The sequence below is a fragment of the Synechococcus sp. MIT S9507 genome, from assembly GCF_047304715.1.
Classification (GTDB): Bacteria; Cyanobacteriota; Cyanobacteriia; order PCC-6307; family Cyanobiaceae; genus Synechococcus_C.
On sequence record NZ_CP138970.1, the window covers coordinates 2,382,799 to 2,404,865 of the forward strand.

Consider the following 22,067-nt stretch of genomic DNA (forward strand, 5'->3'; position numbering starts at 1 on the left):
GTCCAACTTGACCTCTGATGCTGAAGCTGGTGACCTGCTGGGGTCACTCCTTGCTTCGCTGCTGACAGATTTCGACCACTGGTTCACCAGAGGACAGGTCATACTCGAGCAATGTCCTGACGATGTTCTTTCGTCTGACGATCGCGTCGCTCTGGCCGAACGTCTTGCTGATGGAAAGCGATCGATCGCTGCAACCCGTTCTCTGTTGCAGGCATCATCTGAACCGGTTGCCATATCGATGAAGGCGATGGCTCCCTGGCATCAGCTGGTCATGGAGGTCTGGGCTCTTTCCGCCAGGGTTTCGCGCTCCACCGGATGAGCCCGCTGTTGATGGGGACTGATTGCTGTTGATGAGTCGGTTCTCAAGCCTGATCACCAGGCATGCCCTCAGGCGCCCTGGCGAAGCTCACTCAGGTTGGTGGTGTAGAAGGCCACAAGTTCGTCGTGGCTTTTCACAGGTTGTCCATAGGCGCTCCGGCCGGCATGGGTTGGGAAGGAGGCCCATTCCGGTGCAAGCCGGTTCATGGCGGCTTTGGTCAGGCCATTGCGATCAATCTCCTGCAAGGCTCCACGCTTCTTGACCAGATGCAGCGCTGCCTGGTCCTGATGCTCAGGATCGAAGCTGGGCAGCTGGAGCCTGTGGGCGACTTCCTGCCAGGTGGTTGGCAGGAACTGATAAGCCCCTGCTGCAGCGCTCGTGTAGCGCTTCACGACCACACGTTCGGGATGGCGGGAGAGGTCCTGAAACTGACCTCCTCCATAAAGAATGCGGTAGCCGAGATCCTTGCCGTCTTTCCAGGTGCCTTCGGCGTAGCGAATGGTATTCAGAAGGGCGCGGCGTTCAGGAGTGATCGCATAGTGCGCTGTCCGCTGGCCGGAGGCAGCAGCTGAGCTGATGCTTTCAGTCGTGGTGTTTGTGGAACGGTGTGGCTTCAGAGCCTGGGCAACCATCCGGTTCTGATGATTGCGTTCGCTGGAGCGTTCCGCCTGCAGGCTCTGACCCAGGGACAGCGTCAGTCCCATGCCGAGGGCGCCGAGACCAATGAGTTTTGGTGCGGCCTTCGCAATGGGGTGAATCTGTTGGGTGAATTGATGCAGCAAGCGAAAAAACTCCAAACAAAGGAGTCGCCACCCTCGTCAATGGCATGGCTTGATGGCGAGGGCCTCCAGCTCTCCCTTGACGCCTTGCAGTCGATATGCCTAAGCAGAAAAGCTCAGGCAGATCTCGGCACTGGACTCGCGAGACCGGCCTGATGGCGCGCAACCCCTGGCCTCGGTGCTCTTTGATGCGGCGGAGGCCCTCATCGGGCTGGAAGTATTAGCGAATCTTTTCGATTTGTCCAGGATTAATCAGCTGGCGCCGAGAAATCCCATCGCTTCCCGTGTTCGTCTCACTGTGGAGTCCGCGACAGAGCTCGCGCGCTGGCGTCCCTGCTGGAGGACCATCTCCAGCTGAGCACGGTCATCCATCAGCAGGCGGTAACGCTCCTGAATCGGTTCGAGAGCGGCAATGGTGGCTTCCGCCAGCAGGGGTTTGAACTGGCCCCAGCCCATTTCGGAGCATTCGCGGGCCACAGCATCGCGACCCTTGCCGCTGAGAATGGCGTAGAGCCCGAGCAGGTTGTCGGTTTCAGGACGATCGGCATTGTCAAATTCAAGGCCACGCTCAGGGTCTGTCTTGGCCCGTTTGATCTTCTTGGCAATCAGCTCCGGTGGATCCAGCAGGGTGATGCGGCTTCCTTCATTGGGATCGCTTTTGCTCATCTTGCTGCGGCCATCCGTGAGGCTCATCACCCTTGCACCCTCTTTGAGGATCAATGGTTTTGGAACCTTGAGCACGGAGGTCTCAGCGTTGCCGAAGCGTGCATTGATGCGCTGCTGAGCGATGTCGCGGGCCAGTTCCAGGTGTTGCTTCTGGTCTTCACCCACAGGAACCAGGTCGGCGTCATATAAAAGGATGTCGGCCGCCATCAGCACGGGGTAGTCGAGCAGGCCGACGGAAACGTTGTCTCCTTGCTTCACCGCCTTCTCCTTGAACTGGATCATGCGCTCCAGCCAGTTCAGAGGGGTGACGCAGTTCAACAGCCAGCAGAGCTCGCTGTGGGCAACCACCTGGCTCTGAACGAAAACTGTTGAACGCTCAGGATCCAGTCCGCAGGCCAGGTACAGCGCTGCGGTGCTGAGGGTGTCCCGGGCCAGTCGATCGGGATCATGGGGAACCGTGATGGCATGCAGGTCCACAACACAGAAAAAGGTGTCGTGATCCTTCTGCAGATCAACCCAGTTCCGGATCGCTCCCAGCCAGTTGCCCAGATGAAGGGCGCCCGTTGGCTGGACACCCGAAAGAACACGCGGCAGCCCCATCAATCAGGCCTCTGCAGAGCTGTCCTGGTTTGCACTGTCGTCTCCTGCCGGTTGTTCAGGAGTTGCTTCCGCTTCCGCAGCTGCTGCTGTTTCGGCGGTCTCTTCAGGCTCGGGTTCCGGAGCGGGAGGCTGGGGCTTCGCAGGGCGAGCGAAGGGGTCCGGCCTTGATCCGCGACCACCCTCGCCACGGCCGTCTCGGCGCCCTCCACGGCCATCATCGCGCCGACCACCTCCACGGTTGTTCTGATTGCCCTGGGCGCGTTGCGCAGCCACCAGTTCCTCCAGCTTCCCCTCTTCAAGCATCTGGCCGAGCGTGCGCACGGCGAAGCCGAGCACGGCCACGGTTGAGCGGAGATTCAGGGCCTCCTGAAGAGCTCGTGCAGAGCGCATCTCGTTGTCGCTGAGTCTGATTCTGAAGCCACCGCCCTCACGTTTGCCCTGGCCGCGTCCTCCGCGGCCTCCACGACCGCCGTCGCGGCCGTTGTCACCCTGTCCGCCCTGATGGCGGGAATCGCTGTAGGAATCAGTCATGGCCTGGGGCCTGGAGTCAGGCGCAAGTGTGACGCATCACCGCCCTTCTGACAGTGACCTGAACGGTTGCAAACAGCTTTGCTCCGATCGCCTGCGTTCGATATCGGCTGCTCACTGCACCCACCTGCCTGTTAAAGCGGCCAGACAGAACTGACTTGTTGATCGATTGCAGGCTGAGGATTCTCCGGGCTGTATCAATGGAGGTGAGCTAAGAAGGCCAGATCTGAAGTTTCCCAGTGCAGTTCCCGGTCCAGTTGATCCCCTCCCTGTCGAAGGGTGATGGAACCATGACGTCGGGTTTGATCAGGCGAGCACTGCTGTCTGTCGGTGTGATCGGAACCGGTCAGTGGCTGTTGTCGGATGTGATGCATATCCCGGGAGGAGGACTGGGTGTTGCAGCAGCAGCAGGCCTTTGGTGGTTGGCCAGGCCTGTGAAGCAACCCAGCTTTCGCGAACCGGCATCCCTGAAAGGCTGGATCCAGCGCTGTGAGGAGGTGCTGAGTCAGTTCGAGGAGCTTGAGGCGGAGCTGGGACTGCAGGGTTTGCGCACTCCGCGGGAAAAGGAGCTGCGGCGAATCGAAGACTTTGATGCGCCGCTCAGTCTTGGTGTTGTGGCGACCGAGGGATCAGGTTTGCCCTCCACTGTTCATCTGCAGCAAGCGTTGGCGGGGGTGAGCTCGCTTGATCTCTGTCTCGCCAACCCGCTGCCGGTGACCTCCAGGTCCTGGAGCTGGCCTGATGATCTGCAGGAGCTTGATGTGTTGATGCACGTGCTGAGCCTGCCTCTGCGTGCTGCAGATCTGCTCTGGTTGGATCAGCTGCCTGCGGATCGTCCGGTCTGGCTGCTGCTGCGGTCCTCATCAGATCTTTCGGCCGAGGACCATCTCGAGGCTTTGTGCTGTCAATTGCCGGAGCGCTGGCATCAGTTCCTGCTTCCCTGGTCCGGTGAAGCTCTGGAGCTGCGTGGTGTGCTCCAGCCGGTCCGGCAACAGCTGATGCGTTCGCAGCGGGTGCGACAGGGCACGCGTCAACGTCTGCTCAGCAGCCTTCACCGGCGTTGGCAAGCCGAGCTTGAAACGCTGCGAAGGGAGAGATTCCGCCTGTTGCTGCAGCGCAGTCAGTGGATTGTGGCTGGGGTTGTGATTGCATCACCGGTTCCCTCTGTTGATCTGTTGGCGGTTGCAGTGGGCAATGGTCTGATGGTGAAGGAGATGGCCACGATCTGGGGATGTTCCTGGAGTGCCGAGGTGCTGCAGGTGGTGGCCAGGCAACTGGGCAGTGCCGCCCTGGCTCAGGGTGTTGTGGAGTTGAGCGGCCAGGCCCTGCTTGGACTGGCCAAGCTTGATGGGGCCAGCTGGATCGCCGCAGGTGCCATGCAGGGGTTGAGTGCTGCCTATCTCACCCGCGTGGTGGGCGTTTCCATGGCCGACTGGATGGCTCTGAATGCCGGCGTCGCTGAGCCCGATCTGGAGGAGCTCAAGCGACAGGCTCCATTGCTGGTGGCGCGTGCTGCGGAGCAGGAGCGACTTAACCTCCCCGGGTTTGCTCAGCAGGCCCGTGAATGGATTCAGGACCGCAACAGTTGCACACCCGCATGATTGGGCTGAGATCAGCTGACGCACGCCCTTCCGCTTCATCTTTCTTCATGAAGTGTTCATGAAGTCGTCATGAATCAATGCTGCGAGTTGACTCGAATGATGTGAATAAGAGGTCAAAAGTCGACATTTCCATAGCCTTGAAACGAATCTTTGCCGACCGATTGGAAGGCTGATTCATCTCCGTTCTCTTTCCTTTCATGGCTACTGCAATCCGCAGCGGACGCCGCGGCAGCTGGGAAAATTTCTGTCAGTGGGTCACCGACACCAACAACCGCATTTATGTGGGTTGGTTCGGTGTGCTGATGATTCCCTGCCTGCTCGCAGCCACCGTCTGCTTCATCATCGCCTTCATCGCCGCTCCCGCGGTTGACATTGACGGCATCCGTGAGCCCGTCGCCGGCTCCCTGATCTACGGCAACAACATCATCTCCGGTGCTGTTGTGCCTTCTTCGAACGCCATCGGCCTTCACTTCTATCCCATCTGGGAAGCTGCCTCTCTCGACGAGTGGCTGTACAACGGCGGTCCCTATCAGCTGGTGGTCTTCCACTTCCTGATCGGCATCTCCGCCTACATGGGGCGTCAGTGGGAACTGTCCTACCGCCTTGGCATGCGCCCCTGGATCTGCGTTGCCTACAGCGCTCCACTGTCTGCAGCCTTCGCTGTCTTCCTGGTGTACCCCTTCGGTCAGGGTTCCTTCTCTGACGGTATGCCCCTGGGCATCTCCGGCACCTTCAATTTCATGCTGGTGTTCCAGGCCGAGCACAACATCCTGATGCACCCCTTCCACATGCTTGGTGTGGCAGGCGTCTTCGGTGGCGCACTGTTCTCCGCCATGCACGGTTCACTGGTGACCTCCTCCCTGGTTCGCGAGACCACCGAGAATGATTCACTCAACTACGGCTACAAGTTCGGTCAGGAGGAAGAGACCTACAACATCGTGGCCGCCCACGGTTACTTCGGCCGCCTGATCTTCCAATACGCATCGTTCAACAACAGCCGCAGCCTGCACTTCTTCCTGGCTGCCTGGCCCGTTGTCGGCATCTGGTTCACTTCCATGGGCATCAGCACCATGGCGTTCAACCTGAATGGTTTCAACTTCAACCAGTCCATCCTTGACAGTCAGGGCCGTGTCCTGAACACCTGGGCTGATGTGCTGAACCGCGCCAACCTCGGCATGGAAGTCATGCACGAGCGCAACGCTCACAACTTCCCCCTCGACCTGGCTGCTGTCGAGTCCACTCCTGTGGCTCTGCAGGCTCCCGCCATCGGCTGAGGCTGAAGTCTCCAAGAGATTCAGCTTTAGCTGAATCGGAAAGCCCCTTCTCACGAGGGGGCTTTTTGATGGCTGGCTGGTTGATTGACGAGCTGTTCGATCAGCCAGCTGTTTGATCAAAGAATTGTTGGACCATTGGTCGCTCAGAAGTTGGCCATTGCTGCCACGAGAAGTCAACAACAGATGATTTTGACCTGATGAAAAGATCAGGGATTAATCCTCAGAATGGTTGCTGCTCGAAGATACATGTGTGCTGGTTGTTGTGTTGACGAATATTTAAATTAGAAAAATATTTTGATTCAACTGGATTGAAATTCGAAGTCTTTTGGATTCGGCGACGCCGACTCTGGTGTATTTAGCTGCAAGCAAATTGAGTAATAAGCAAGAGTATTAAGCTCGAGACAGTTGCAATTTGATTGTTGTCTGGCAGCGCTTAAGCCTGCGTTTAAAGTAACTTCGGTTATCAAAATAAAGCCAACAAAGTATCTGATCTGTTTGAATCTTTTGAATTGCTTTAGTACTTTTGCCCTGACCTGAAATCGTGCTCTTCTTCTTTGAGCTCAGAAGAGCTGCAGGTTGATTGAGCGTAATGAATCAGATTCTTGTAACCTTCTGGAACCAATTTGGGGCAAAGAGTTCCAACCTCAATCGCCTGGGGGCAGAAATAAACACCAGCACATCGATTGATGAATCGGCCTTTGATCTCATCGGAGAACATGAAACCGTTACGAGCAGCATAATCAATGATTTGTTGGGGTCCAAGATCGGCCAACTGCTCCCGAAATGCCTGATCCTCTCTAGCTCTGTCAATAAAAGCATGCAGCGCAGCCTTAGACATTGGGCTCCTGGATGTTTTATTCAATTTACTGCTTTGAGATTCTCTCAATGCCATCACGCTTGTGATTGCAATATTTGCTTGCAACATGCGTAGTCGCTATTGAGCTTTGTGAACTGTGCTGTCTTTTGTATCCATTTTTTATTAAAAGATCTAGGATGTATGTGATAAGAATCTTCTTTTTTCGCACGCTTGCCAGGCAAATCGTTTCAGATGAAAAGAGTCACATTTGAGCTCAGCGATGATCTCCATAAGAAACTAAAGCTTCTTTGTTATATCGAAGGCGTTTCTATCGGGCACATTTTGCGTGAGTGTGTTTCAGACTTCTGCAACAAGCATGATGCTCATCTCATTGAATTAATTGATCACCGCTCCAAGTAGGTTTGAATGACTTGTTCGAGTATCGCTTTGATGTGTCCCGATAGATAGAAGCTTTCAGAAGTTCATGTTTCCTGCTCGGGTGAGTTTTTATTGAAAGCGCGATGGCTTTCATTGTCATTGTTTTAGGTTGCTTGATTGCCAGAAAAATGTAATTAAAAACTGTAACGCATTTTCTTGATGGCCTGGATTCCCCTTGGTTTGACGATAGTTTGATATTCTTTGTTGAAGTAAGCAGGGGTATGGCAGAGCGTTTTGATGTTTTAGTTCAGGGAATATCAAAGTCTGATGCGCTTCAATTATTGTTTGCTAGAACCGATTCTGTCGAAAGGCCTTCTGACCGCTACTTTGCAGCCACCCGATTAGGCCTTTGTGATTGTGATGAAACTCTGGATGCCTTGATCAGGGCGACGAGCGATCTCAAAATCGAAGAATTATTTGACAGAATCACGCGTCGCAAGGCTGTCGAGGCGCTGGGAAGAAGAAAAGACATCAGGGCTATTCCTGCGTTAGTTGATGTCCTGAAGTGCTCAGATACCGAGGCAGTGATTAATGCCTTGTCGGCATTGATCAGAATTGGCTGGTCGCCAAGTGAAGTAGAAGAAAGCCATCTTCTGAATCTGCTCGATGGAGAGGTCACGCAGGCACGTGCAGTTATTCAGTTGTTCACAAGGCTTCGCATAAAAAGTATTCGCTCTAAGAAACGAATTGGCAGCTTATGTGATCACGAAAGTCTCTTGATCTCCGGTGCTGCCAGGGCATGTATGGCATCGCTATACGGCGAATTCAATCAGATGAAGCCGTTGGTGGCATGTCTCACTGATCTTGTTGCTGGCAAGCGGCGCTCTGCCGTCATTGACATCGGAGACTCAGGAGATGAGGACCTTCTCCCGGATCTGATTCGAGCTCCAGTCTCGATGTCATTGAGGGCTAAAAGTTTCTTCCAGATTGTTGAAGTCAATCATTCAGCATCTGATCCGCAGAATCAGATTTTGTTGAAACAACTTTTGCGAGACAACCCTCTGTTGTTGGACATCAAAAGTGAGTGGCAATGTGGTGATGAACCGGATGAGATCGAACAAAATCTCAGTCATCGTGACGAGGCTAAGCAGTATGGTGCTGCAGCAAGCTTGATGAGAATTGAGCGTGATGAGTGTTTGAAGCTGATTGACAGCATGCAGGAAAGACTGTGGTCAGATTATGTAACGCACTATTATCTGACTTGCATCGTTGGTTTGCGCAAACTACAGGAAAAAGAAGATTTGATTAGGTCGGCTCTCGCGGAGACAACCCCGCAATACACAAAATCGCGAATTGCAGCTGCCTGGGCTTGTGCTGACTTGCAGCTTTTCGATCAGGTGGAATTACTGGAAGAACTCTCCACTACTGCTGCTTGGGCTCCACTTCGTTGGACTTGTCAACAATCCTTGGCTCATCTGTTGAATTGTCAAAAGCAATCTGCCACTGCTTAATACCCGCTCGTTATTTGACGAGTAGCTTTGTCCAAATGATTCGATGTGATTCACCTGGCTGAATGCTTGGCCATGTGCTGCATCAGGTCAATGCATTTGCAGCTGTAAGCCCATTCATTGTCGTACCAGGCCACCAGTTTCATGAATTGATCATTGAGTGCCATGCCGGCTCCGGCATCAAACACTGAGGTACAGCTTTCACCCAGAAGATCATTGGAGACGATCGGATCTTCGGTGTAACCGAGGATTCCGGAAAGACCATTTTGAGAGGCTTCCTTCATGGTTGTCTTGATGTCTTCGTAACTGGCTGGTCTGGCCAGATTCACGGTCAGGTCGACGACGGAGACATCGGGAGTCGGTACACGGAAGGCCATTCCTGTGAGTTTTCCATTCAGCTCCGGAATCACACGCCCAACCGCTCTTGCTGCACCCGTTGAGCTGGGAATGATGCTCTGGCCAGCTCCCCGTCCACCCCGCCAGTCCTTCAGTGAAGGGCTGTCCACCGGCTTCTGGGTTGCCGTGGTGGCATGCACTGTGGTCATCAAGCCGCTGACGATTCCGTAGTGGTCGTTGACCACCTTGGCGAGTGGCGCCAGACAGTTGGTGGTGCAGCTGGCATTGGAAACGATGTCTTCTCCTGCATAGGAGTTGTGATTCACTCCCATGACGAACATCGGGGTGTCGTCCTTGGAGGGAGCGCTCATCACCACACGTTTGGCGCCGGCTTCAAGATGTTGGCGGGCGGTGTCGTTGGTCAGAAAGAAGCCAGTGCTTTCAAGCACGTAGTCAGCTCCAACCTCCCCCCAGCGCAGCTGACGGGGGTCACGTTCGGCCGTGACGCGGATGTGACTGTCATTCACCATCAGGTGCCCATCCACGACCTTGATTTCACCTGGAAAACGGCGATGTGTTGAGTCGTAACGCAGCAGGTAGGCCAGGTAGTCGAGGTCGATCAGGTCGTTGATGGCAACCACCTCCACATCGGGACAGGCCATGGCCTGTCGGAAGGCGAGACGACCGATGCGTCCGAAGCCATTGATGCCGATACGGATGGACATGAAGGCGAGCCCTTCTGCTTTCCTGATTTATAGAGCGCATTGCACTTGAAAACCCCCTCCTTTTCTGGGACGCAGACAGAGTGAGCTCAGGTCGTTCCCAAGAAGTCATGGTTTCTCCGTCAGAGGAAGCCTCCTGCCCGATCTGTGCTCTGCATTGCGATCGGGATGAGTTGAAGGCCCATGAGGTCTGGCGCAGTGATCTCTGGTTGTTGCGACACCATCCCAGTCCTGCTCCACTGCCCGGTTGGTGTCTGCTCGACTCCCTGCGACACATCGGAGGACCGATCAGCTTTTTACCTGAGGAAGCGCAGGACTGGGGCGTGGTTGTGCAACGCGCCTCCCAGCTGGTCCTTGCGGTGACAGGCTGCGAACGGGTCTATGTCATTGCCTTTGGTGAGGGAGCCCGGCATCTGCATCTGCATCTGATCCCACGCTCGGCTGATGATCCACGCACCAGCGCATGGAAGATTGCCGATCTCTATCGCGACGTCGAAGCCGGAAAGGCCACTTCAGCTTCTTCCGTATGTGTGAAGGACTGGTTATTGCGCGCCAGAGCTCTGGCCCCATCACTGCTCAGTTGATTCAGACCATCGCAGTTGCCGGATTCAGCCAGGCCATTCATCACCAGTGACGGTCTTGTAGCGATCAATCAACATTTTTTCAGTCTGTTTGAAGCGCTCGATGTTTTCTCTCAGCTCTTGTTCATTGTGCCTGGTGTATGCATGATGACCCACTTTCCACAATGTTCTGGCTTTCTTCCAGCGAATTCCTGCTTCTTTGGCTGCGGCAATCAATTCGCCGAATTCTTTTTTTGTGAATTCAAATTTCATCTGTTGTTGTTGCTCGACCTGATGCTTAAAACCAGGGGCATGGGGTTTGATCATTGATCATGTCTGACATTGTTCTGAAGACCCTCTTCATCAACCTTCTCATGGGGATTCTCCCCCTGGCTCCCATGGTTCTGGCAGAGCCCAGAACCCTGACCAGGCTGGGGCACACCAGTGAGGAGGTCACATTGAACAATCTCCTGTCGAAAGTGCCGCGGGGCGCAACGATCAAGGAGTCATCCTGCGTCAGAGTTGGAACAGGCAGGAGCTATCGCTACCGCTGCCGGATCACATTTGAATGATTTCTGGTCTCTGCTCAATGTGATCATGACGTTGCAATAGGGGCAGCTGACCAAGCGCCTAAGAGCGGGGTCGGCATGGCCCTTTTTGATGCTTTCTGACAGTGATCTGATCAGCCATCGCCGTATGGCCCGAAGCGTGTCGCACAGGCTGCACCGCAGCGCGCTCCCAGCCTGACGGCCTCACCGATGGTCCAACCTGCGCTCAGTCCTGCGGTGACACCAGCGGCAAAGCTGTCGCCACAGCCATAGGACTCCACCATCGCTCCCGGCAAGGGCACAGCCTCAAAGCGTCCGCCTGGAATCAGCACACCTCCGGCCGCTCCCTCCGTGGCGATGCGAATGACAGGTGCCGGATCAAGGCAGTTTTCTGGAACCTGCTCGCCTGGGTCCAGGCCGCTGCCGATCAGAGCGTCCAGCGTCACCGATGCCTGTTGCAACACCGCCAGCCCCAGCCTTGGAGTCGCTCCAAGAACCCGTGCCCGGCGCGCCTGCCGCAGGCCCTCGCGATCGGTGGCTGTCACAAAGACGCCATCGCATTCTGCAAGTCTGTCCCAGCCGAGCTTGTCTTCGGCTGTCGGCATCAACCGTTCCCCGATCACAGTGATCGCACGGTCACCGCTGGGGTCCATCAGGCTGATTCCGCGGCGACTGGCCTGGTCGCGCCAGGCCACCACAGGTTCAACCCCCAGTTCCCTGAGGCGACGTTCGCTCCGCTGGCCGATCGTATCGCGTCCCAGCGCAGTGAAAAACAGGACTTTCCGGCCTGTCAGGCGTGCCAGTTGAACTGCGATCACAGCGCCTGCCCCGGCAGGTTCCTCCAGCTCGCGGAATGCTCTGCCGATCCGGCCGGGCCTGGGCAGGGCGTCGACCTCAAGAAAGGTGACCCATTCCTGATGTCCCACCACCGCCAGATTGAGAGATTTCAGCGCATGGTCCAAAGGCTTGGTCATGGCGTCAGGGGAGCGGCAGAACGGATTTGGCGGCATCGCGCAGCTGCACGTTGATCCTGCCTCCAACGGAATTCACTTTCACTTCCCCTGCCACATTCAGCAGTTCTCCGTCGGAAGTGCCCACCATCACCGGGTCTCCGTCGGAACCATTCACGCTGACAGGAGCGGTGACTTCTCCCACCGTGACAGGCCCATCAACGGCCACACCACCCTTGACGGCGACATCACCCTCAACAGCCACACCACCCTCAACCTTGACCGGTTGGGTCACGGCCACACCTTTTGGAACACCCACTTCACCACTGACGGGCAATGCTTGGTCAGCTTCGATCCGAAGCGGTTCATCGCCCTTCACGCTCACAGGGGCTGAGAGTCGGTCAACGGTGATGCCTCCCACGAGCCGGACGGGGAATGGCTGATTGAGTGGCAAGCCAATCGGAATCGGTTGGCGAAGAATCTGAATGGCCGCCACAGCGACGGCCCATGCCGCGATGACCACAGCCAGCGGCCAGCGGCTGGCCATGATCAGGATGAACCAGCGGGGATCCGAGCTTTCTGGGGTGGTTTTGCCCTGATCGGCCATGGCGTGAAGGAACTCGATGCACCGGTTGTACCGGCTTCCTGCGGCTCGGCCATGGGCGCCACGAGATCCCTGAGGTTGGAATCAGAGCTCGTATTCCTCCTCAAACCGAGCCAGGAGGCCTTTGTAAAGCGCCAGCGTCCCCTCGCTCTCTTCGGTCACGCCATCGGTGACGTAAAGCGCAGCCAGATGAGTGCACGCGGCATGGACCTGTGCAAAGGCTTCTGCGTACTCGTTCTGAACGTCTTCCTCACGGATGTCTCTGATCATCGCCGAGACAAATTCAACCTTTTTCTCGGCCGCCTTGATCTCAGCCTCCATCTCCTTGCTCAGTTTGCGCCGCTTGCGAGCCATTCCTCTGGTTCGACTGACTTCAACCTAGGAGTGAGCCCTGCAGACGTACTGAGGTCCGTAGGGCTTCGATGAGGTCAGAAGCAGAAAGGAAGATATTTGGCGCTGCAGGCGACATACCCATCCACGAGCGGGCCGAGTCCGATCTGATGCACGATTCCCTGACCGGTGATGGCTTCCGTCAGCACACCGATCACGATTCCCAGCATGGCTGCACGTCCGTTGAAGCGTTCCACCTGCTCAAGCTGTTGCTCATGGATGGCACGGGCTGCGGAATCCTGGAACCACTTGTCACTGGCTTGTTGCTGATTCATGGTGCCGTTGCGGATGTTGAGCAATGTAACAGCACATTGACTTTTGTTCTCAGTGGCTTTCAAAAGTTTTTTCGTCTGATACCCAGTGGCAGATGGGCCCCTGCCCCTGTCCGATGGCCAGAGCCTGCCTCAGGCCTCGATTGACGTAAGTGCGCGCTGCGGCGATCGCCGGGTCCAGCTGCTGACCGAGAGCCAGCCCTGCTGTGATGGCTGCTGAAAGAGTGCAGCCTGTGCCGTGTGTGTGAGGAGTGTTCACCCACGTTCCCTCAAGCCAGTGGGGCTGTCCGTTGAAGAAAAGATCCCTGCCTCCCAGCGATCGATCACTACCGCTTTTGATCAAAACCGCTTCAGGGCCCTGGGCATGAATCAAGGCAGCGGCTTTTTCGGTCTCATGGTCGTTGCTCAGTTCGATACCGCTGAGCAGGCGGGCCTCATGGCGATTCGGGGTCAGCAGGGTCGCAAGCGGCAGCAGGTCATCCCGCAGCGCCTCGATCGCGTCATCCTCAAGCAGCACAGCACCCGTGCGGCTCACCATGACCGGGTCGATCACCTTGGGAATGGACCAGTTCCTCAGCAGTTCAGCTGTTGTCTGGATAAGCCCCCTGTTCAGAAGCATTCCGGTTTTGAGTGCATCGACAGCAAGGTCGTTGCGGACGGCCCGAAGCTGAGCTTCCAGGCCTTCGGGCGGTATGGGGTCAACACGAAGGACTCCACATGTGTTCTGTGCGGTGACGCAGGAGAGAGCGCTGCAGCCATGAACCCTGAAGGCCATGAAGGCCCGCAGATCAGCCTGGATTCCGGCACCTCCTCCGGAATCGCTTCCGGCAATGGTGAGTGCAATCGGTGGAGTGATGTGTTGAGGCTGCATCAGGGTTTACGCCAGATCACCGGCTTGCGGCGTTTTGGATAGAGCTCTCGGCACAGCTTGCAGATCGTGCCATCGCATCCGCGTGCGGTGCAGTGCTCGCGTCCGTAGAAAATGATCTGAAGATGCAGCCGGTTCCAGTGCTCCTTGGGAAAGAGAGCCTTGAGATCAGCCTCGGTCTGCACGACGTTGTCGCCCTTGCTCAGCCCCCAGCGCTGAGCTAACCGGTGAATGTGGGTGTCCACTGGGAAAGCGGGGACTCCGAAAGCCTGGGCCATCACAACGCTGGCGGTTTTGTGACCGACTCCCGGTAGCGCCTCAAGCTCTTCGAAACTCCTGGGCACCTCTCCGCTGTGGACATTCACAAGGATGTGGGCGAGTTTGTGCACATTGCGCGCTTTGGTTTTCGCCAGTCCCAGCTGACGGATGTGGCTGTGGATCTCTGTTTCATCGAGCGCTGCCATGGCAGCAGGTGTGGGTCCAGCGGAGAACAGTGCCGGAGTCACCTCATTCACTTTTTTGTCAGTGCACTGGGCACTGAGCAGCACGGCAATCAGAAGCGTGAACGCATCACTGTGATCCAGGGGAACCGGTGTTTCGGGATAGTGCTCGTTCAGCCGGTCGAGGACCACTCTCGCCCTTTCGCTCTTCTTCATCACTGCTCATGATCGAAAGTCATGATTGCAGCGCCGTTGATGGGATGAGAGATTGGCGGGCGGTCGAACTGAGGTTTCATGGGCTCCGAAAAGCGCCGGATCAGCTCTGATTCAGGTGATGCCTATGCACGGGTGGTGCGCAGGGAAGAGCTGCAGCAGGAGCTTGAGCAGAAGGGGTGTCAGGACGACATCACTCAGCCCGATGCTGAAGACAAAGCTGAGGGTGGTGATAGTGATGAGGCCAGTGATCTTTTCCGCCAGCACAGTCATCAACAATCGATGGAGGGAGGTTGAGTCATTCTCGAGATCAAACCTCACCTCAATCGCACACTTCAGGTGAGCAATACACGGCTTGATCGTCGTCGGAATCGAACAGCTGTTTGAGCCAATTGCTTCACTTACTGGCCCTGTCGGTGTCTTTCTGAAGATGTTTTTATCTGTTTTTCCGGGCAGGACTGTTGATCTGTTTTGCTCTTTGCCTGCTGGCCTGCTTTTTGTCTCCTACTGTTGGAGTTAGAACTCGCTGCTTATGAAGTCAATCAGGCCTTTGCTCGTTGTGCCTTTCATAATGCTGATGATCTCCTGTGGGTGGGAAGATCGACAAAACAGGCGGACGTGTGTTCGGTACAGTTCAGGGGAGTTGGGTCACAGAGAAGCGATGGATCGGCTGGGAATTGCAGATACCGGCCCAGGGATGAAAGTTGAAGAGTCTGCCGAACAGATTGAGGACTTTTGTGCGAGGTATAAGAACTGAACAAAGATCATTGAGGTCTTTGTATTGCGGTTGAGGATGTTTCAGCGGCTCTCTTGTGTTGTGGTCCTGGAAGGTTGGCAATTGCTTTGCAGGAGTCATTGTGAAAAGTTGCCCCAGTATGGGAGGGAGCTCTTTCTTTGAAGACGGATTGATTTGAGCTGGTTTTTATCGCCGAAGAAAAGCAATCAGTATTGAAACAGTGCTCAAGCCAATCACTCCATAAAGCCAGAATTTTCGACTGTATCTGCTGTTGATGGCGTAAACCCAGTTTGGAACGCCATCAGCGATGAAAACAACCGTCAGCCCGAGGAACAGTAAAAGTGGCACTCCCAGAGCGATAACAAGATCCATGCAACAAAAAACACGCCTTGGAAGAGTAGCCGAAGCGTTAATTCAAGGCATCGAATCAGGTGAGATGATCGATTGACGTGCTTGCGGATGATTTGCGAAATGTCTTGCCAGGTGTCTGTTTCTTTGCATTCAACCAATGTCTTGATCGTTTCTGTCGACGGCTGAGATCAAGCATTCATTCATTCATTCATTCATCTCTCAGTCTTAGCTCAGGTTGGCTGGTGTTATCGGCGTTATTCAGGTGTCAGGTTTATGGGGGAGTTCACGTGTCACCTGCTTTCGACTTTCAAGTGCGGCATGAGTTGAGTGATTCACTGGTGCTTTCATTGCTGTCCACAGGCTTATCCTCGGTTGCGGTCGGCTTTGTCTTGATTATGTGGTTTGACCTGGTTCCTTAAGCTGAGAGCTGATTCTGCTGGTTGCATGTCAAGTCGACGTATCGCTTTACTGATTGGCACCGCTGTCGGTTTGATTGCGATTGTCGCCTGGGTTGCTGAAATCGATATCGTCTTTCAGGAGTCAGCGGAAGAGCAAAAGCCGGATCAAAAGTCACTGGTGCTTGAGGGTGATTCTTCTGAATAGAACAACCTGGATCAACGCTCTCATCTGTGCAGCTGTATCTTCTGGAAAACCTGCTTCATGGATCTCAGGATTTGCATGCTTGATGATCTGAGGCATGTCTGCCTTCAGGTTGTGACCTGCAGTTCAATGATGGTTTTGACGTTGTCTTGATTCTCTGTGGGGGTTTCTGTTTGGCTGTTCAGATACGCTCCCAGAATTGCGATGACAAACAGAAGGACTAGCAGTATTAAATACTTCATGCTTCGTTGCTGATCAGAAGTGATAATACTTTAATTATGAATGTTTGATAATGCAATATCTTCATTCAGTTTGTGCTGATGTTTTCATGACATTGCCTTGCTGTCACCGCTGAATCAATTGTCTTTTTGACGCTCTGTTCCTGTCTGATTAGTCTTGTTTCAGTGGCCTTTAGAGCATGTTGCAGACCATCGCTTTGGTATGTCTCGGTCTCGCGTGGGCGTTTTATGCAAGACGAACAAAAGCTGTGATCAAAAACTTAAGGCATCAGGTCCGGGAGCATCAGCTGCAGGAGCATGCCGCAGTCAATTGGTGCTGCTGTGCAGTTCAGCGAGCCGATAACAAGGATGAGCTGCTCACGGCATTTCGCCAGTTTGTTGAAACCGGGCGTGAAATCATTGACTTTCCGGATCGACTTGCCGAGTTCATGAGAGTGAACGGGCTCACTGAAGTTCAACATATGAGAAACATCATCGTTCTCGACAAAGTACTTAAGTCTTTTGAGTGCCGTTGACCGAGACCAGCTTCTCTTTGATCTGTTCTGAATTGATCATATTTTTGATCTTCAACTTTGATCGATTACGACTTAATTGGATTGATCTGCACAGAGAACATATCATCCCTGCATTCCCCGGTCACTTCGGAAGCTTCGCCTGCTGGGATCAGAACAACGCCGCCGCTGTTTCCATACTCTGGACCGCGAAAGTTGTCGATTTCTGAATAACCGGCTTTACGCGCAGTGCAATCCACGGTCGCAGCCACAAGTTTTTCGCTGTTCACTTCAAATGCACTGCCAAGTTCATTATTGAGATCGGCTGAACCGGCAGTCTCAGTACTCAGAGAAGTCTGGATGCTCGCGGGGCTGCAGACACTGGTGACATGCGTTGGTTTGCTGTAGTCCGCTGCATAGTTGAAGGGCAGCTCTTGAGGGAAGACCGTCACAGAGACCTGAAGCGGATGATCTTTCCCCTCCAAGGGCTTGTACTGCATCGGGTAGGTCTCAGCGACATCGTCATAAACAGCCATTTGCAGGAGAGTTGGGCTGCACCATGTCACAACCGTCTGAAGTTTTGATCTGTCAATCCCGATCGTTCCTTGTTGGTAGGGGCCATTGCTGGTGAATGTTTTCTCTTCGAAACGATCCGAGGCAGAGCAGCCCGCGACCAGCGTTGTGATTGACAGAACGATGGCCACGAAGCTTTTTATGTGTTTTTTGATGGTTTTCAGTGAGTTTTTTCAATGAGTTTTTTCAGTGGAGTGGTGCAGTCACGTCCAATCCTGAAGTGTTGGTCCCGCGAAGTTCAAGACCCGGGTTTGATCGCTTCCTTGACTGATTCAACGCCTTTCTGGATCGCTTCTGCGGGAACCTTCAGCTTCTGCTCCTGGGTGTTGGACCAGATATTCACTGCATAGACGATGGCTCCCCCCACGATCAAAGCAGCAAGAACCAGGCCAATGCCGTTTCCCCCCTGCTGGATCACAACAGGCCTTTGCTGTTCCTGTTCACTCATTGAAGATCCTCTTTCCTGTCATCACTGACATGGTTGTAGCCATTGACGGTTGTCTTGTCTTTTGGTGCCCAGCGGTTTGATCGTCGGGATTGTTGTCGCTATGACAGGCGACAACGTCATCAGCGCGGAGTGATCGAAACATGCTCACCACCAGCACCCGTCTGAAACTGCAGTCCATCCTCAGGCGAGTGGCTGAAGGTGCAAGCGTCAGCCTGTCAGACCGCGTTTATCTCCAGAAATTCGCCGATCGCGATCGCACTGTCTACTCATGGCTGCGACGCGCCCGCAGACAACAACTTGCAGGGCGCCATCCCGGTGCGCTTGACAGCCTTCTCAGTGATCTCGATCTGGGCAGCGTCGAGCCGGATCAGCAACATCACAGGCCTGAGACTGATGACCTGGGTGACTGGTTCGCGGGAGCTGATCCCTGGCTGAGACGCGATTGAAGTTCGCTTAGCGTTACGTGATTGCTCGTTCTCAAGTCTTGAACAACACCTCCAGGGGAGTGATTTACGTTTCTGTCTGGGTTGTGATCTGGGGCACCGCCTCTTCGATCGTGGATTGGCTGCTTCTCCATGCCGATCTCTATCAGGAAGGAAGTTTCGGTCAGGCCGCCACATTCGCCGGCTACGGAGCTGCTGCCTCCGTTCTCGCGGTGCGGTTGTCCAGTCGCTTCCTGTTCAACTCCCAGGTCGATGACGAGGGCTCCGACAGTAATCAGTTTCCCGACTGAGTGGGTGCCTGATGAATCGCCAGCGCGGTCAGCAGTCCCGCCACAAAACCGGAGGCATGTCCGATCCAGCTCACGCCTGCGGGTGAGGCCCAGGGCAGCAGGCCGGGCAGAGCACTCCCGTAGAGGACCAGAGCAGCGATGCTGAGCAGAACCGGAAGCGGTCGGCGTTCCAGAAAGCCGATCAGCACCAGATAGCCCAGCAGGCCATACACCACACCTGACAATCCGTGGGCACCGATCGGCCAGAGCAGCCAGACCGGAATCTCCATCAGGATCACGGTGATCCAGACGCCCAGATAGGCCTCTCTGCTTCGGGCCAGCACGAGGTAGCTCAGGGGCAGGAAGGCCAGGCTGTTCGCCAGCAGATGTCCGAATCCAGCGTGACTGAATGGTGCTGTCAGCAATGTCCACCAGGGACTTCCAGGCCCCATTGCAAGGTTCCAGCGACCAGCGAAAACCAGTTGATCGAGCAGTTCCTGCAGCCAGGCCAGGCCCAGCAGAATCAGTGGAAGAGCGATCACTGCCGGAGACGATCTCTTGATTCACTGAAGCAGTTTGCTGCTGATCCCGTCGGCACGCGTTGATGACAGCCGATGTTCATGTGACGGAATGCAGCTCTGACCCGCTATGAACTGACCAGTCGCCAGGCAGATCACACCATGACCACCAAGTGTGAGGTGATCGTGATCGGCAGCGGCATCGGCGGGCTCTGCTGCGCGGCTCTGTGTGCGAGGGCGGGTCATGAAGTCATGGTTCTTGAGGCCCACGGCCAGGCCGGCGGAGCTGCCCATGGATTCGAGCGACAGGGCTACCAGTTCGAGTCCGGTCCCTCCCTCTGGAGCGGTCTTGGACGCTGGCCCAGCAGTAATCCGCTGGCACAGATCCTCAAGGCGCTTGACGAGCCTGTGGAGGTGATCCCCTACCGGGACTGGGATGTGCTGTTCCCTGAAGGCCATCTGCGCATCGGTGTCGGTGCCGATGGCTTTGAAAAGGTTGTTGCCGAGCTGCGTGGGCCAGCGGCGGTGGAGGAGTGGCGCAGCTTTGCGGAGGTCCTGCAGCCGATCGCTGCCGCCGCAGATGCCCTGCCGCTGCTCGCGCTGCCGCCGGGGGGACTTGATGGTCTTGGACCCCTGTTACGCCGCAGCGGTCGCCTGCTGCCCCACCTGCCGGCATTGCGCCACCTGAGCGGGGCCTTCGGGCCGATGGTTGACCGTCACCTTCAGGATCCCTTCCTTCGCCACTGGGTTGATCTGCTGTGCTTTCTGATCAGTGGAATGCCCATGGCCGATACCAATGCCGCCGCCATGGCGACGTTGTTCGGCGAATGGTTTGAACCTGATGCCTGCCTTGATTTCCCCAAGGGCGGGAGTGCCGCCGTTGTTCAGGCTCTGGTGCGCGGACTTGAGAAACACGGCGGCAGCCTGCGCCTTGGAGCACGCGTGACGCGGATCCTGCTGGATGGTGATCGGGCTGTCGGTGTCGAGCTTGTCAACGGCGAGCAGCTTGCTGCAGAGCATGTTGTGAGCAATGCCGATACCTGGAGCACCGCGAAGCTGTTGCCGGAATCGACATCTCCCTCCTGGCGCCGACAACGTCTGGATACACCGGCCTGCGGCTCCTTTCTGCATCTGCATCTGGGATTCGACGCCCGTGGCCTCGAGGATCTGCCCATTCACACGGTCTGGGTCGGAAACTGGGAACGGGGAATCGATGCGGAACGCAATGCCGTGGTGGTTTCGATTCCGTCGGTACTTGATGCTTCGATGGCTCCTGCAGGCCAGCACGTTCTGCATGCCTACACGCCGGCCAACGAACCCTGGGCCCAATGGAGTGACCTGGAACGATCAACTGAGGCCTATGAGCAGCAGCGTGAGCGACGCTGCCAGGTGTTCTGGAACGTTCTCGAGCAGCGCATCCCTGACATTCGCAGCCGCTGCCGGATCGTGATGGAGGGCACACCCCTCACCCATCGTCATTTTTTGTCGGTGCACCAGGGCAGTTACGGCCCTGCGCTGTCGGCTGCCAAAGGATTGTTTCCCGGTGTGCAGACACCCCTGAAGGGATTGCTTCAGTGCGGTGCCAGCACTTTCCCCGGCATCGGCATTCCTCCGGTTGCTGCAAGCGGTGCGATGGCCGCCCACGCGATCACCGGGCAGAGGGCTCAGAAGCAGCTGCTTGAGTGCCTGTCTCTCTGAATATCGGAGAGCTTCCTGCTGCAGTGATCGCGGAGCTCCCGGATCAATCGGTGTGTGTGCGGCCACCGGCCAGGAGTGCCAGCACCGTGAGTCCCCCGAGCAGAACTCCTCCGGCGGCGGCGGCGGCCACAGCAATCAATGGCTTGTCCTTGACTGGTTGCTGAAGGCGCGGCCTAAGGGTTTCATCAAGCTCATGCAGTGTGGCGTCCAGTTGTTTCTGCAGTGGATCAATGGCCTCCACGAATTGCTTCCGGACGGTGCGCAGATTCGAATCGGTGATTTGTTCCGGTTCCGCCACGGCGGATTGACCGTTACTGGAGACCTTGTGTTCATGGTGTGGAGCCATTACATCTGTTGGTGAACGTCTTCCCTGGACTAGCCACGGCTCCCCGGTGAAGGACGCGCTTCGTTGATGGTTTCTTTAGGTTCCGGTGACGTTGGACACGAGGTATTCACCGTGGTCGTGAAGGTCTTGAACGACAACGAGCGCTTCAAGCTCGATGACAGTGATGATGCGCTGTTCTACAGCGATCCCCGCTTTGTTCAGCATCTTGACGACGCGTTCCGCCGGAGGCTGACTCAGCTCTACCGCGAACGCATTCCCAGCTGTGCCGTGGTGTTGGATCTGATGAGCAGCTGGGTGAGTCACCTGCCGGACGATCAGCGCTACGAGCAGGTGATCGGTCACGGGCTCAACGAACAGGAGCTGCAGGCCAATCCGCGTCTTGACCGTCACTGGGTGCAGAACCTGAACCGTGATCAGCGGTTACCGCTGGATGATGCCAGTGTCGACTGCACGTTGATTGTTGCTGGATGGCAGTATCTGCAGCAACCGGAGGCTGTGGCCGCTGACCTGCTGCGCATCACCCGACCCAAAGGCCAGGTCATCTGTGCTTTCAGTAATCGCATGTTTTTCACCAAGGCACCTCAGATCTGGACTGATGGCGCTGATGGCGATCACCTTCGCTATGTGGCGGAGGTGATGATGGCTCAGGGGTGGCCCAAGCCTGAACTGATTGCTGAGCAGACGCAGCAATCCGGTCCGCTCGGTTGGGTGGGTGCGAAGGGGGATCCGTTTTTTGCAGTGATCGCCACCAGACCCCTTGGGTCAGATTCCGTCTGAGTCTTCAGCAGGGATCGGTTGCCAGCCGCTCTGCCACTGGCTTTTGTCCTGAAGCTGCTTCCAGCTCTGCCTGAGTCGCATCTGGGGTTCCAGCAACGAAGCCAGCTCCACCCAGCGCCCATCGCCACGGCCGCCTTGCAGAACCAGGCGGAAATGACGACGTCCCGAGCGGGGAGTGCTGCTGGTCCAGGCTTCAGTCGGTTTCCAGGCCACTCATCTGTTCAAG

Annotated in this window: 30 protein-coding genes; 12 read left to right on the forward strand and 18 right to left on the reverse strand. The window is 55.8% G+C overall.

What is annotated here, in order from left to right; translation table 11 throughout:
- The first annotated feature begins 7 nt into the window (after nucleotides 1-7).
- Entirely contained in the window at nucleotides 8-319 is a 312-nt protein-coding gene (locus tag SIB83_RS12715) for a DUF2605 domain-containing protein (protein WP_413401694.1), read from the forward strand.
- Nucleotides 320-387: 68 nt separating this feature from the next.
- Here the strand turns inward: SIB83_RS12715 and SIB83_RS12720 are convergent, their stop codons facing one another.
- The 3 genes from SIB83_RS12720 to SIB83_RS12730 all read right to left on the reverse strand — a co-directional run bounded on the left by SIB83_RS12720 (nucleotide 388) and on the right by SIB83_RS12730 (nucleotide 2,895).
- Entirely contained in the window at nucleotides 388-1,023 is a 636-nt protein-coding gene (locus SIB83_RS12720; protein WP_413746020.1) for an endolysin, read from the reverse strand.
- A 327-nt stretch (nucleotides 1,024-1,350) separates the two neighbouring features.
- Entirely contained in the window at nucleotides 1,351-2,364 is a 1,014-nt protein-coding gene (gene trpS / locus SIB83_RS12725; protein ID WP_413746021.1) for a tryptophan--tRNA ligase, read from the reverse strand.
- Nucleotides 2,365-2,367: 3 nt separating this feature from the next.
- Nucleotides 2,368-2,895: a hypothetical protein gene (locus tag SIB83_RS12730; RefSeq protein WP_413746022.1), complete on the reverse strand. Its 528-nt coding sequence runs from the start codon at nucleotides 2,893-2,895 to the stop codon at nucleotides 2,368-2,370.
- Between the two features lie 236 nt (nucleotides 2,896-3,131).
- Between SIB83_RS12730 and SIB83_RS12735 the strand changes: the two genes are divergently transcribed.
- A complete protein-coding gene (locus SIB83_RS12735; RefSeq protein WP_413746023.1) occupies nucleotides 3,132-4,493 on the forward strand; it encodes a YcjF family protein in 1,362 nt (453 codons plus the stop codon).
- A gap of 197 nt (nucleotides 4,494-4,690) precedes the next feature.
- The gene (gene psbA / locus SIB83_RS12740; RefSeq protein WP_413401704.1) at nucleotides 4,691-5,767 is read left to right on the forward strand and encodes a photosystem II q(b) protein; all 1,077 of its coding nucleotides are present in this window, start codon (nucleotides 4,691-4,693) and stop codon (nucleotides 5,765-5,767) included.
- A 514-nt stretch (nucleotides 5,768-6,281) separates the two neighbouring features.
- Here the strand turns inward: psbA and SIB83_RS12745 are convergent.
- Nucleotides 6,282-6,605 carry a Nif11-like leader peptide family natural product precursor gene (locus SIB83_RS12745; protein ID WP_413746024.1) on the reverse strand — a complete coding sequence of 108 codons (324 nt, stop codon included), beginning with the start codon at nucleotides 6,603-6,605 and terminating at the stop codon, nucleotides 6,282-6,284.
- Between the two features lie 617 nt (nucleotides 6,606-7,222).
- On the opposite strand from SIB83_RS12745, the gene SIB83_RS12750 reads away from it, so the two are divergent.
- On the forward strand, nucleotides 7,223-8,452 hold the full coding sequence (locus SIB83_RS12750; protein ID WP_413746025.1) for a HEAT repeat domain-containing protein: 1,230 nt from the start codon (nucleotides 7,223-7,225) through the stop codon (nucleotides 8,450-8,452).
- Nucleotides 8,453-8,502: 50 nt separating this feature from the next.
- Here SIB83_RS12750 and gap read toward each other — a convergent pair whose 3' ends face one another.
- Nucleotides 8,503-9,510, reverse strand: a complete 1,008-nt coding sequence (gene gap, locus SIB83_RS12755; protein ID WP_413746026.1) for a type I glyceraldehyde-3-phosphate dehydrogenase — start codon at nucleotides 9,508-9,510, stop codon at nucleotides 8,503-8,505.
- A 107-nt stretch (nucleotides 9,511-9,617) separates the two neighbouring features.
- Here gap and SIB83_RS12760 point away from each other — a divergent pair, with 107 nt between their 5' ends.
- Nucleotides 9,618-10,091 carry an HIT family protein gene (locus SIB83_RS12760; protein WP_413746027.1) on the forward strand — a complete coding sequence of 158 codons (474 nt, stop codon included), beginning with the start codon at nucleotides 9,618-9,620 and terminating at the stop codon, nucleotides 10,089-10,091.
- A gap of 24 nt (nucleotides 10,092-10,115) precedes the next feature.
- Here the strand turns inward: SIB83_RS12760 and SIB83_RS12765 are convergent, their stop codons facing one another.
- Nucleotides 10,116-10,394 carry a hypothetical protein gene (locus SIB83_RS12765; protein ID WP_413401714.1) on the reverse strand — a complete coding sequence of 93 codons (279 nt, stop codon included), beginning with the start codon at nucleotides 10,392-10,394 and terminating at the stop codon, nucleotides 10,116-10,118.
- 5 nt (nucleotides 10,395-10,399) lie between these two features.
- On the opposite strand from SIB83_RS12765, the gene SIB83_RS12770 reads away from it, so the two are divergent.
- Nucleotides 10,400-10,639 carry a hypothetical protein gene (locus SIB83_RS12770; RefSeq protein WP_413746028.1) on the forward strand — a complete coding sequence of 80 codons (240 nt, stop codon included), beginning with the start codon at nucleotides 10,400-10,402 and terminating at the stop codon, nucleotides 10,637-10,639.
- A 110-nt stretch (nucleotides 10,640-10,749) separates the two neighbouring features.
- On the opposite strand, the gene SIB83_RS12775 is transcribed toward SIB83_RS12770, so the two are convergent.
- The 6 genes from SIB83_RS12775 to nth form a co-directional block, all read right to left on the reverse strand.
- Entirely contained in the window at nucleotides 10,750-11,589 is an 840-nt protein-coding gene (locus SIB83_RS12775; protein WP_413746029.1) for a PfkB family carbohydrate kinase, read from the reverse strand.
- A gap of 4 nt (nucleotides 11,590-11,593) precedes the next feature.
- Nucleotides 11,594-12,172: a hypothetical protein gene (locus tag SIB83_RS12780; RefSeq protein WP_413746030.1), complete on the reverse strand. Its 579-nt coding sequence runs from the start codon at nucleotides 12,170-12,172 to the stop codon at nucleotides 11,594-11,596.
- A gap of 81 nt (nucleotides 12,173-12,253) precedes the next feature.
- Entirely contained in the window at nucleotides 12,254-12,523 is a 270-nt protein-coding gene (locus SIB83_RS12785; RefSeq protein WP_413746031.1) for a hypothetical protein, read from the reverse strand.
- A 74-nt stretch (nucleotides 12,524-12,597) separates the two neighbouring features.
- Nucleotides 12,598-12,834 (reverse strand): high light inducible protein, encoded by a 237-nt coding sequence (locus SIB83_RS12790; RefSeq protein ID WP_413401723.1) that lies wholly within the window; start codon nucleotides 12,832-12,834, stop codon nucleotides 12,598-12,600.
- Nucleotides 12,835-12,883: 49 nt separating this feature from the next.
- Nucleotides 12,884-13,702 (reverse strand): bifunctional hydroxymethylpyrimidine kinase/phosphomethylpyrimidine kinase, encoded by an 819-nt coding sequence (thiD, locus tag SIB83_RS12795; protein WP_413746032.1) that lies wholly within the window; start codon nucleotides 13,700-13,702, stop codon nucleotides 12,884-12,886.
- On the reverse strand, nucleotides 13,702-14,355 hold the full coding sequence (gene nth / locus SIB83_RS12800) for an endonuclease III (protein ID WP_413746033.1): 654 nt from the start codon (nucleotides 14,353-14,355) through the stop codon (nucleotides 13,702-13,704). The genes thiD and nth overlap by 1 nt, the downstream gene beginning before the upstream one ends.
- Nucleotides 14,356-14,433: 78 nt before the next feature.
- Between nth and SIB83_RS12805 the strand changes: the two genes are divergently transcribed.
- Nucleotides 14,434-14,649 carry a hypothetical protein gene (locus SIB83_RS12805; RefSeq protein WP_413401728.1) on the forward strand — a complete coding sequence of 72 codons (216 nt, stop codon included), beginning with the start codon at nucleotides 14,434-14,436 and terminating at the stop codon, nucleotides 14,647-14,649.
- A gap of 1,360 nt (nucleotides 14,650-16,009) precedes the next feature.
- Here the strand turns inward: SIB83_RS12805 and SIB83_RS12810 are convergent.
- Nucleotides 16,010-16,138 carry a hypothetical protein gene (locus tag SIB83_RS12810; RefSeq protein ID WP_413746034.1) on the reverse strand — a complete coding sequence of 43 codons (129 nt, stop codon included), beginning with the start codon at nucleotides 16,136-16,138 and terminating at the stop codon, nucleotides 16,010-16,012.
- 319 nt (nucleotides 16,139-16,457) lie between these two features.
- On the opposite strand from SIB83_RS12810, the gene SIB83_RS12815 reads away from it, so the two are divergent.
- Entirely contained in the window at nucleotides 16,458-16,793 is a 336-nt protein-coding gene (locus SIB83_RS12815) for a hypothetical protein (protein WP_413746035.1), read from the forward strand.
- A 65-nt stretch (nucleotides 16,794-16,858) separates the two neighbouring features.
- Here SIB83_RS12815 and SIB83_RS12820 read toward each other — a convergent pair whose 3' ends face one another.
- Nucleotides 16,859-17,269 carry a hypothetical protein gene (locus SIB83_RS12820; RefSeq protein ID WP_413746036.1) on the reverse strand — a complete coding sequence of 137 codons (411 nt, stop codon included), beginning with the start codon at nucleotides 17,267-17,269 and terminating at the stop codon, nucleotides 16,859-16,861.
- A 311-nt stretch (nucleotides 17,270-17,580) separates the two neighbouring features.
- Entirely contained in the window at nucleotides 17,581-17,790 is a 210-nt protein-coding gene (locus tag SIB83_RS12825) for a hypothetical protein (protein WP_413401736.1), read from the reverse strand.
- 140 nt (nucleotides 17,791-17,930) lie between these two features.
- Between SIB83_RS12825 and SIB83_RS12830 the strand changes: the two genes are divergently transcribed.
- Together SIB83_RS12830 and SIB83_RS12835 are read left to right on the forward strand one after the other, a co-directional pair.
- Entirely contained in the window at nucleotides 17,931-18,236 is a 306-nt protein-coding gene (locus SIB83_RS12830) for a hypothetical protein (protein ID WP_413401737.1), read from the forward strand.
- Between the two features lie 38 nt (nucleotides 18,237-18,274).
- The gene (locus SIB83_RS12835; protein WP_413401739.1) at nucleotides 18,275-18,523 is read left to right on the forward strand and encodes a hypothetical protein; all 249 of its coding nucleotides are present in this window, start codon (nucleotides 18,275-18,277) and stop codon (nucleotides 18,521-18,523) included.
- Here SIB83_RS12835 and SIB83_RS12840 read toward each other — a convergent pair.
- Nucleotides 18,508-19,044, reverse strand: coding sequence for a rhomboid family intramembrane serine protease (locus tag SIB83_RS12840; RefSeq protein ID WP_413746037.1), 537 nt, complete (start codon nucleotides 19,042-19,044; stop codon nucleotides 18,508-18,510). The two genes, SIB83_RS12835 and SIB83_RS12840, sit on opposite strands and share 16 nt — an antisense overlap.
- Nucleotides 19,045-19,182: 138 nt before the next feature.
- Here SIB83_RS12840 and SIB83_RS12845 point away from each other — a divergent pair, with 138 nt between their 5' ends.
- On the forward strand, nucleotides 19,183-20,718 hold the full coding sequence (locus SIB83_RS12845; protein ID WP_413746038.1) for a phytoene desaturase family protein: 1,536 nt from the start codon (nucleotides 19,183-19,185) through the stop codon (nucleotides 20,716-20,718).
- Between the two features lie 43 nt (nucleotides 20,719-20,761).
- Here SIB83_RS12845 and SIB83_RS12850 read toward each other — a convergent pair whose 3' ends face one another.
- Nucleotides 20,762-21,064: a hypothetical protein gene (locus SIB83_RS12850; protein ID WP_413439774.1), complete on the reverse strand. Its 303-nt coding sequence runs from the start codon at nucleotides 21,062-21,064 to the stop codon at nucleotides 20,762-20,764.
- A gap of 111 nt (nucleotides 21,065-21,175) precedes the next feature.
- Between SIB83_RS12850 and SIB83_RS12855 the strand changes: the two genes are divergently transcribed.
- Nucleotides 21,176-21,841, forward strand: coding sequence for a methyltransferase domain-containing protein (locus tag SIB83_RS12855; RefSeq protein WP_413746039.1), 666 nt, complete (start codon nucleotides 21,176-21,178; stop codon nucleotides 21,839-21,841).
- On the opposite strand, the gene SIB83_RS12860 is transcribed toward SIB83_RS12855, so the two are convergent.
- Complete coding sequence (locus SIB83_RS12860; RefSeq protein WP_413401747.1) at nucleotides 21,827-22,054, reverse strand: TIGR02450 family Trp-rich protein; 228 nt, start codon at nucleotides 22,052-22,054, stop codon at nucleotides 21,827-21,829. The genes SIB83_RS12855 and SIB83_RS12860 overlap by 15 nt on opposite strands.
- Nucleotides 22,055-22,067 lie beyond the last annotated feature (13 nt).

Bases quoted from the DNA above. Each gene is read 5' to 3' on its own strand.
- SIB83_RS12790 (WP_413401723.1), bottom strand. From the start codon at position 12,834: ATGAATCAGCAACAAGCCAGTGACAAGTGGTTCCAGGATTCCGCAGCC.
- SIB83_RS12825 (WP_413401736.1), bottom strand. From the start codon at position 17,790: ATGAGTGAACAGGAACAGCAAAGGCCTGTTGTGATCCAGCAGGGGGGA.
- SIB83_RS12830 (WP_413401737.1), top strand. From the start codon at position 17,931: ATGCTCACCACCAGCACCCGTCTGAAACTGCAGTCCATCCTCAGGCGA.
- SIB83_RS12850 (WP_413439774.1), bottom strand. From the start codon at position 21,064: ATGGCTCCACACCATGAACACAAGGTCTCCAGTAACGGTCAATCCGCC.
- nth (WP_413746033.1), bottom strand. From the start codon at position 14,355: ATGAAGAAGAGCGAAAGGGCGAGAGTGGTCCTCGACCGGCTGAACGAG.
- SIB83_RS12765 (WP_413401714.1), bottom strand. From the start codon at position 10,394: ATGATCAAACCCCATGCCCCTGGTTTTAAGCATCAGGTCGAGCAACAA.
- SIB83_RS12820 (WP_413746036.1), bottom strand. From the start codon at position 17,269: ATGCAGTACAAGCCCTTGGAGGGGAAAGATCATCCGCTTCAGGTCTCT.
- SIB83_RS12760 (WP_413746027.1), top strand. From the start codon at position 9,618: ATGGTTTCTCCGTCAGAGGAAGCCTCCTGCCCGATCTGTGCTCTGCAT.
- SIB83_RS12750 (WP_413746025.1), top strand. From the start codon at position 7,223: ATGGCAGAGCGTTTTGATGTTTTAGTTCAGGGAATATCAAAGTCTGAT.
- SIB83_RS12730 (WP_413746022.1), bottom strand. From the start codon at position 2,895: ATGACTGATTCCTACAGCGATTCCCGCCATCAGGGCGGACAGGGTGAC.
- gap (WP_413746026.1), bottom strand. From the start codon at position 9,510: ATGTCCATCCGTATCGGCATCAATGGCTTCGGACGCATCGGTCGTCTC.
- thiD (WP_413746032.1), bottom strand. From the start codon at position 13,702: ATGCAGCCTCAACACATCACTCCACCGATTGCACTCACCATTGCCGGA.
- SIB83_RS12745 (WP_413746024.1), bottom strand. From the start codon at position 6,605: ATGTCTAAGGCTGCGCTGCATGCTTTTATTGACAGAGCTAGAGAGGAT.
- SIB83_RS12720 (WP_413746020.1), bottom strand. From the start codon at position 1,023: ATGGGACTGACGCTGTCCCTGGGTCAGAGCCTGCAGGCGGAACGCTCC.
- SIB83_RS12805 (WP_413401728.1), top strand. From the start codon at position 14,434: ATGGGCTCCGAAAAGCGCCGGATCAGCTCTGATTCAGGTGATGCCTAT.
- trpS (WP_413746021.1), bottom strand. From the start codon at position 2,364: ATGGGGCTGCCGCGTGTTCTTTCGGGTGTCCAGCCAACGGGCGCCCTT.
- SIB83_RS12815 (WP_413746035.1), top strand. From the start codon at position 16,458: ATGTTGCAGACCATCGCTTTGGTATGTCTCGGTCTCGCGTGGGCGTTT.
- SIB83_RS12770 (WP_413746028.1), top strand. From the start codon at position 10,400: ATGTCTGACATTGTTCTGAAGACCCTCTTCATCAACCTTCTCATGGGG.
- SIB83_RS12810 (WP_413746034.1), bottom strand. From the start codon at position 16,138: ATGCCTCAGATCATCAAGCATGCAAATCCTGAGATCCATGAAGCAGGT.
- SIB83_RS12775 (WP_413746029.1), bottom strand. From the start codon at position 11,589: ATGACCAAGCCTTTGGACCATGCGCTGAAATCTCTCAATCTGGCGGTG.
- SIB83_RS12785 (WP_413746031.1), bottom strand. From the start codon at position 12,523: ATGGCTCGCAAGCGGCGCAAACTGAGCAAGGAGATGGAGGCTGAGATC.
- psbA (WP_413401704.1), top strand. From the start codon at position 4,691: ATGGCTACTGCAATCCGCAGCGGACGCCGCGGCAGCTGGGAAAATTTC.
- SIB83_RS12845 (WP_413746038.1), top strand. From the start codon at position 19,183: ATGACCACCAAGTGTGAGGTGATCGTGATCGGCAGCGGCATCGGCGGG.
- SIB83_RS12780 (WP_413746030.1), bottom strand. From the start codon at position 12,172: ATGGCCGATCAGGGCAAAACCACCCCAGAAAGCTCGGATCCCCGCTGG.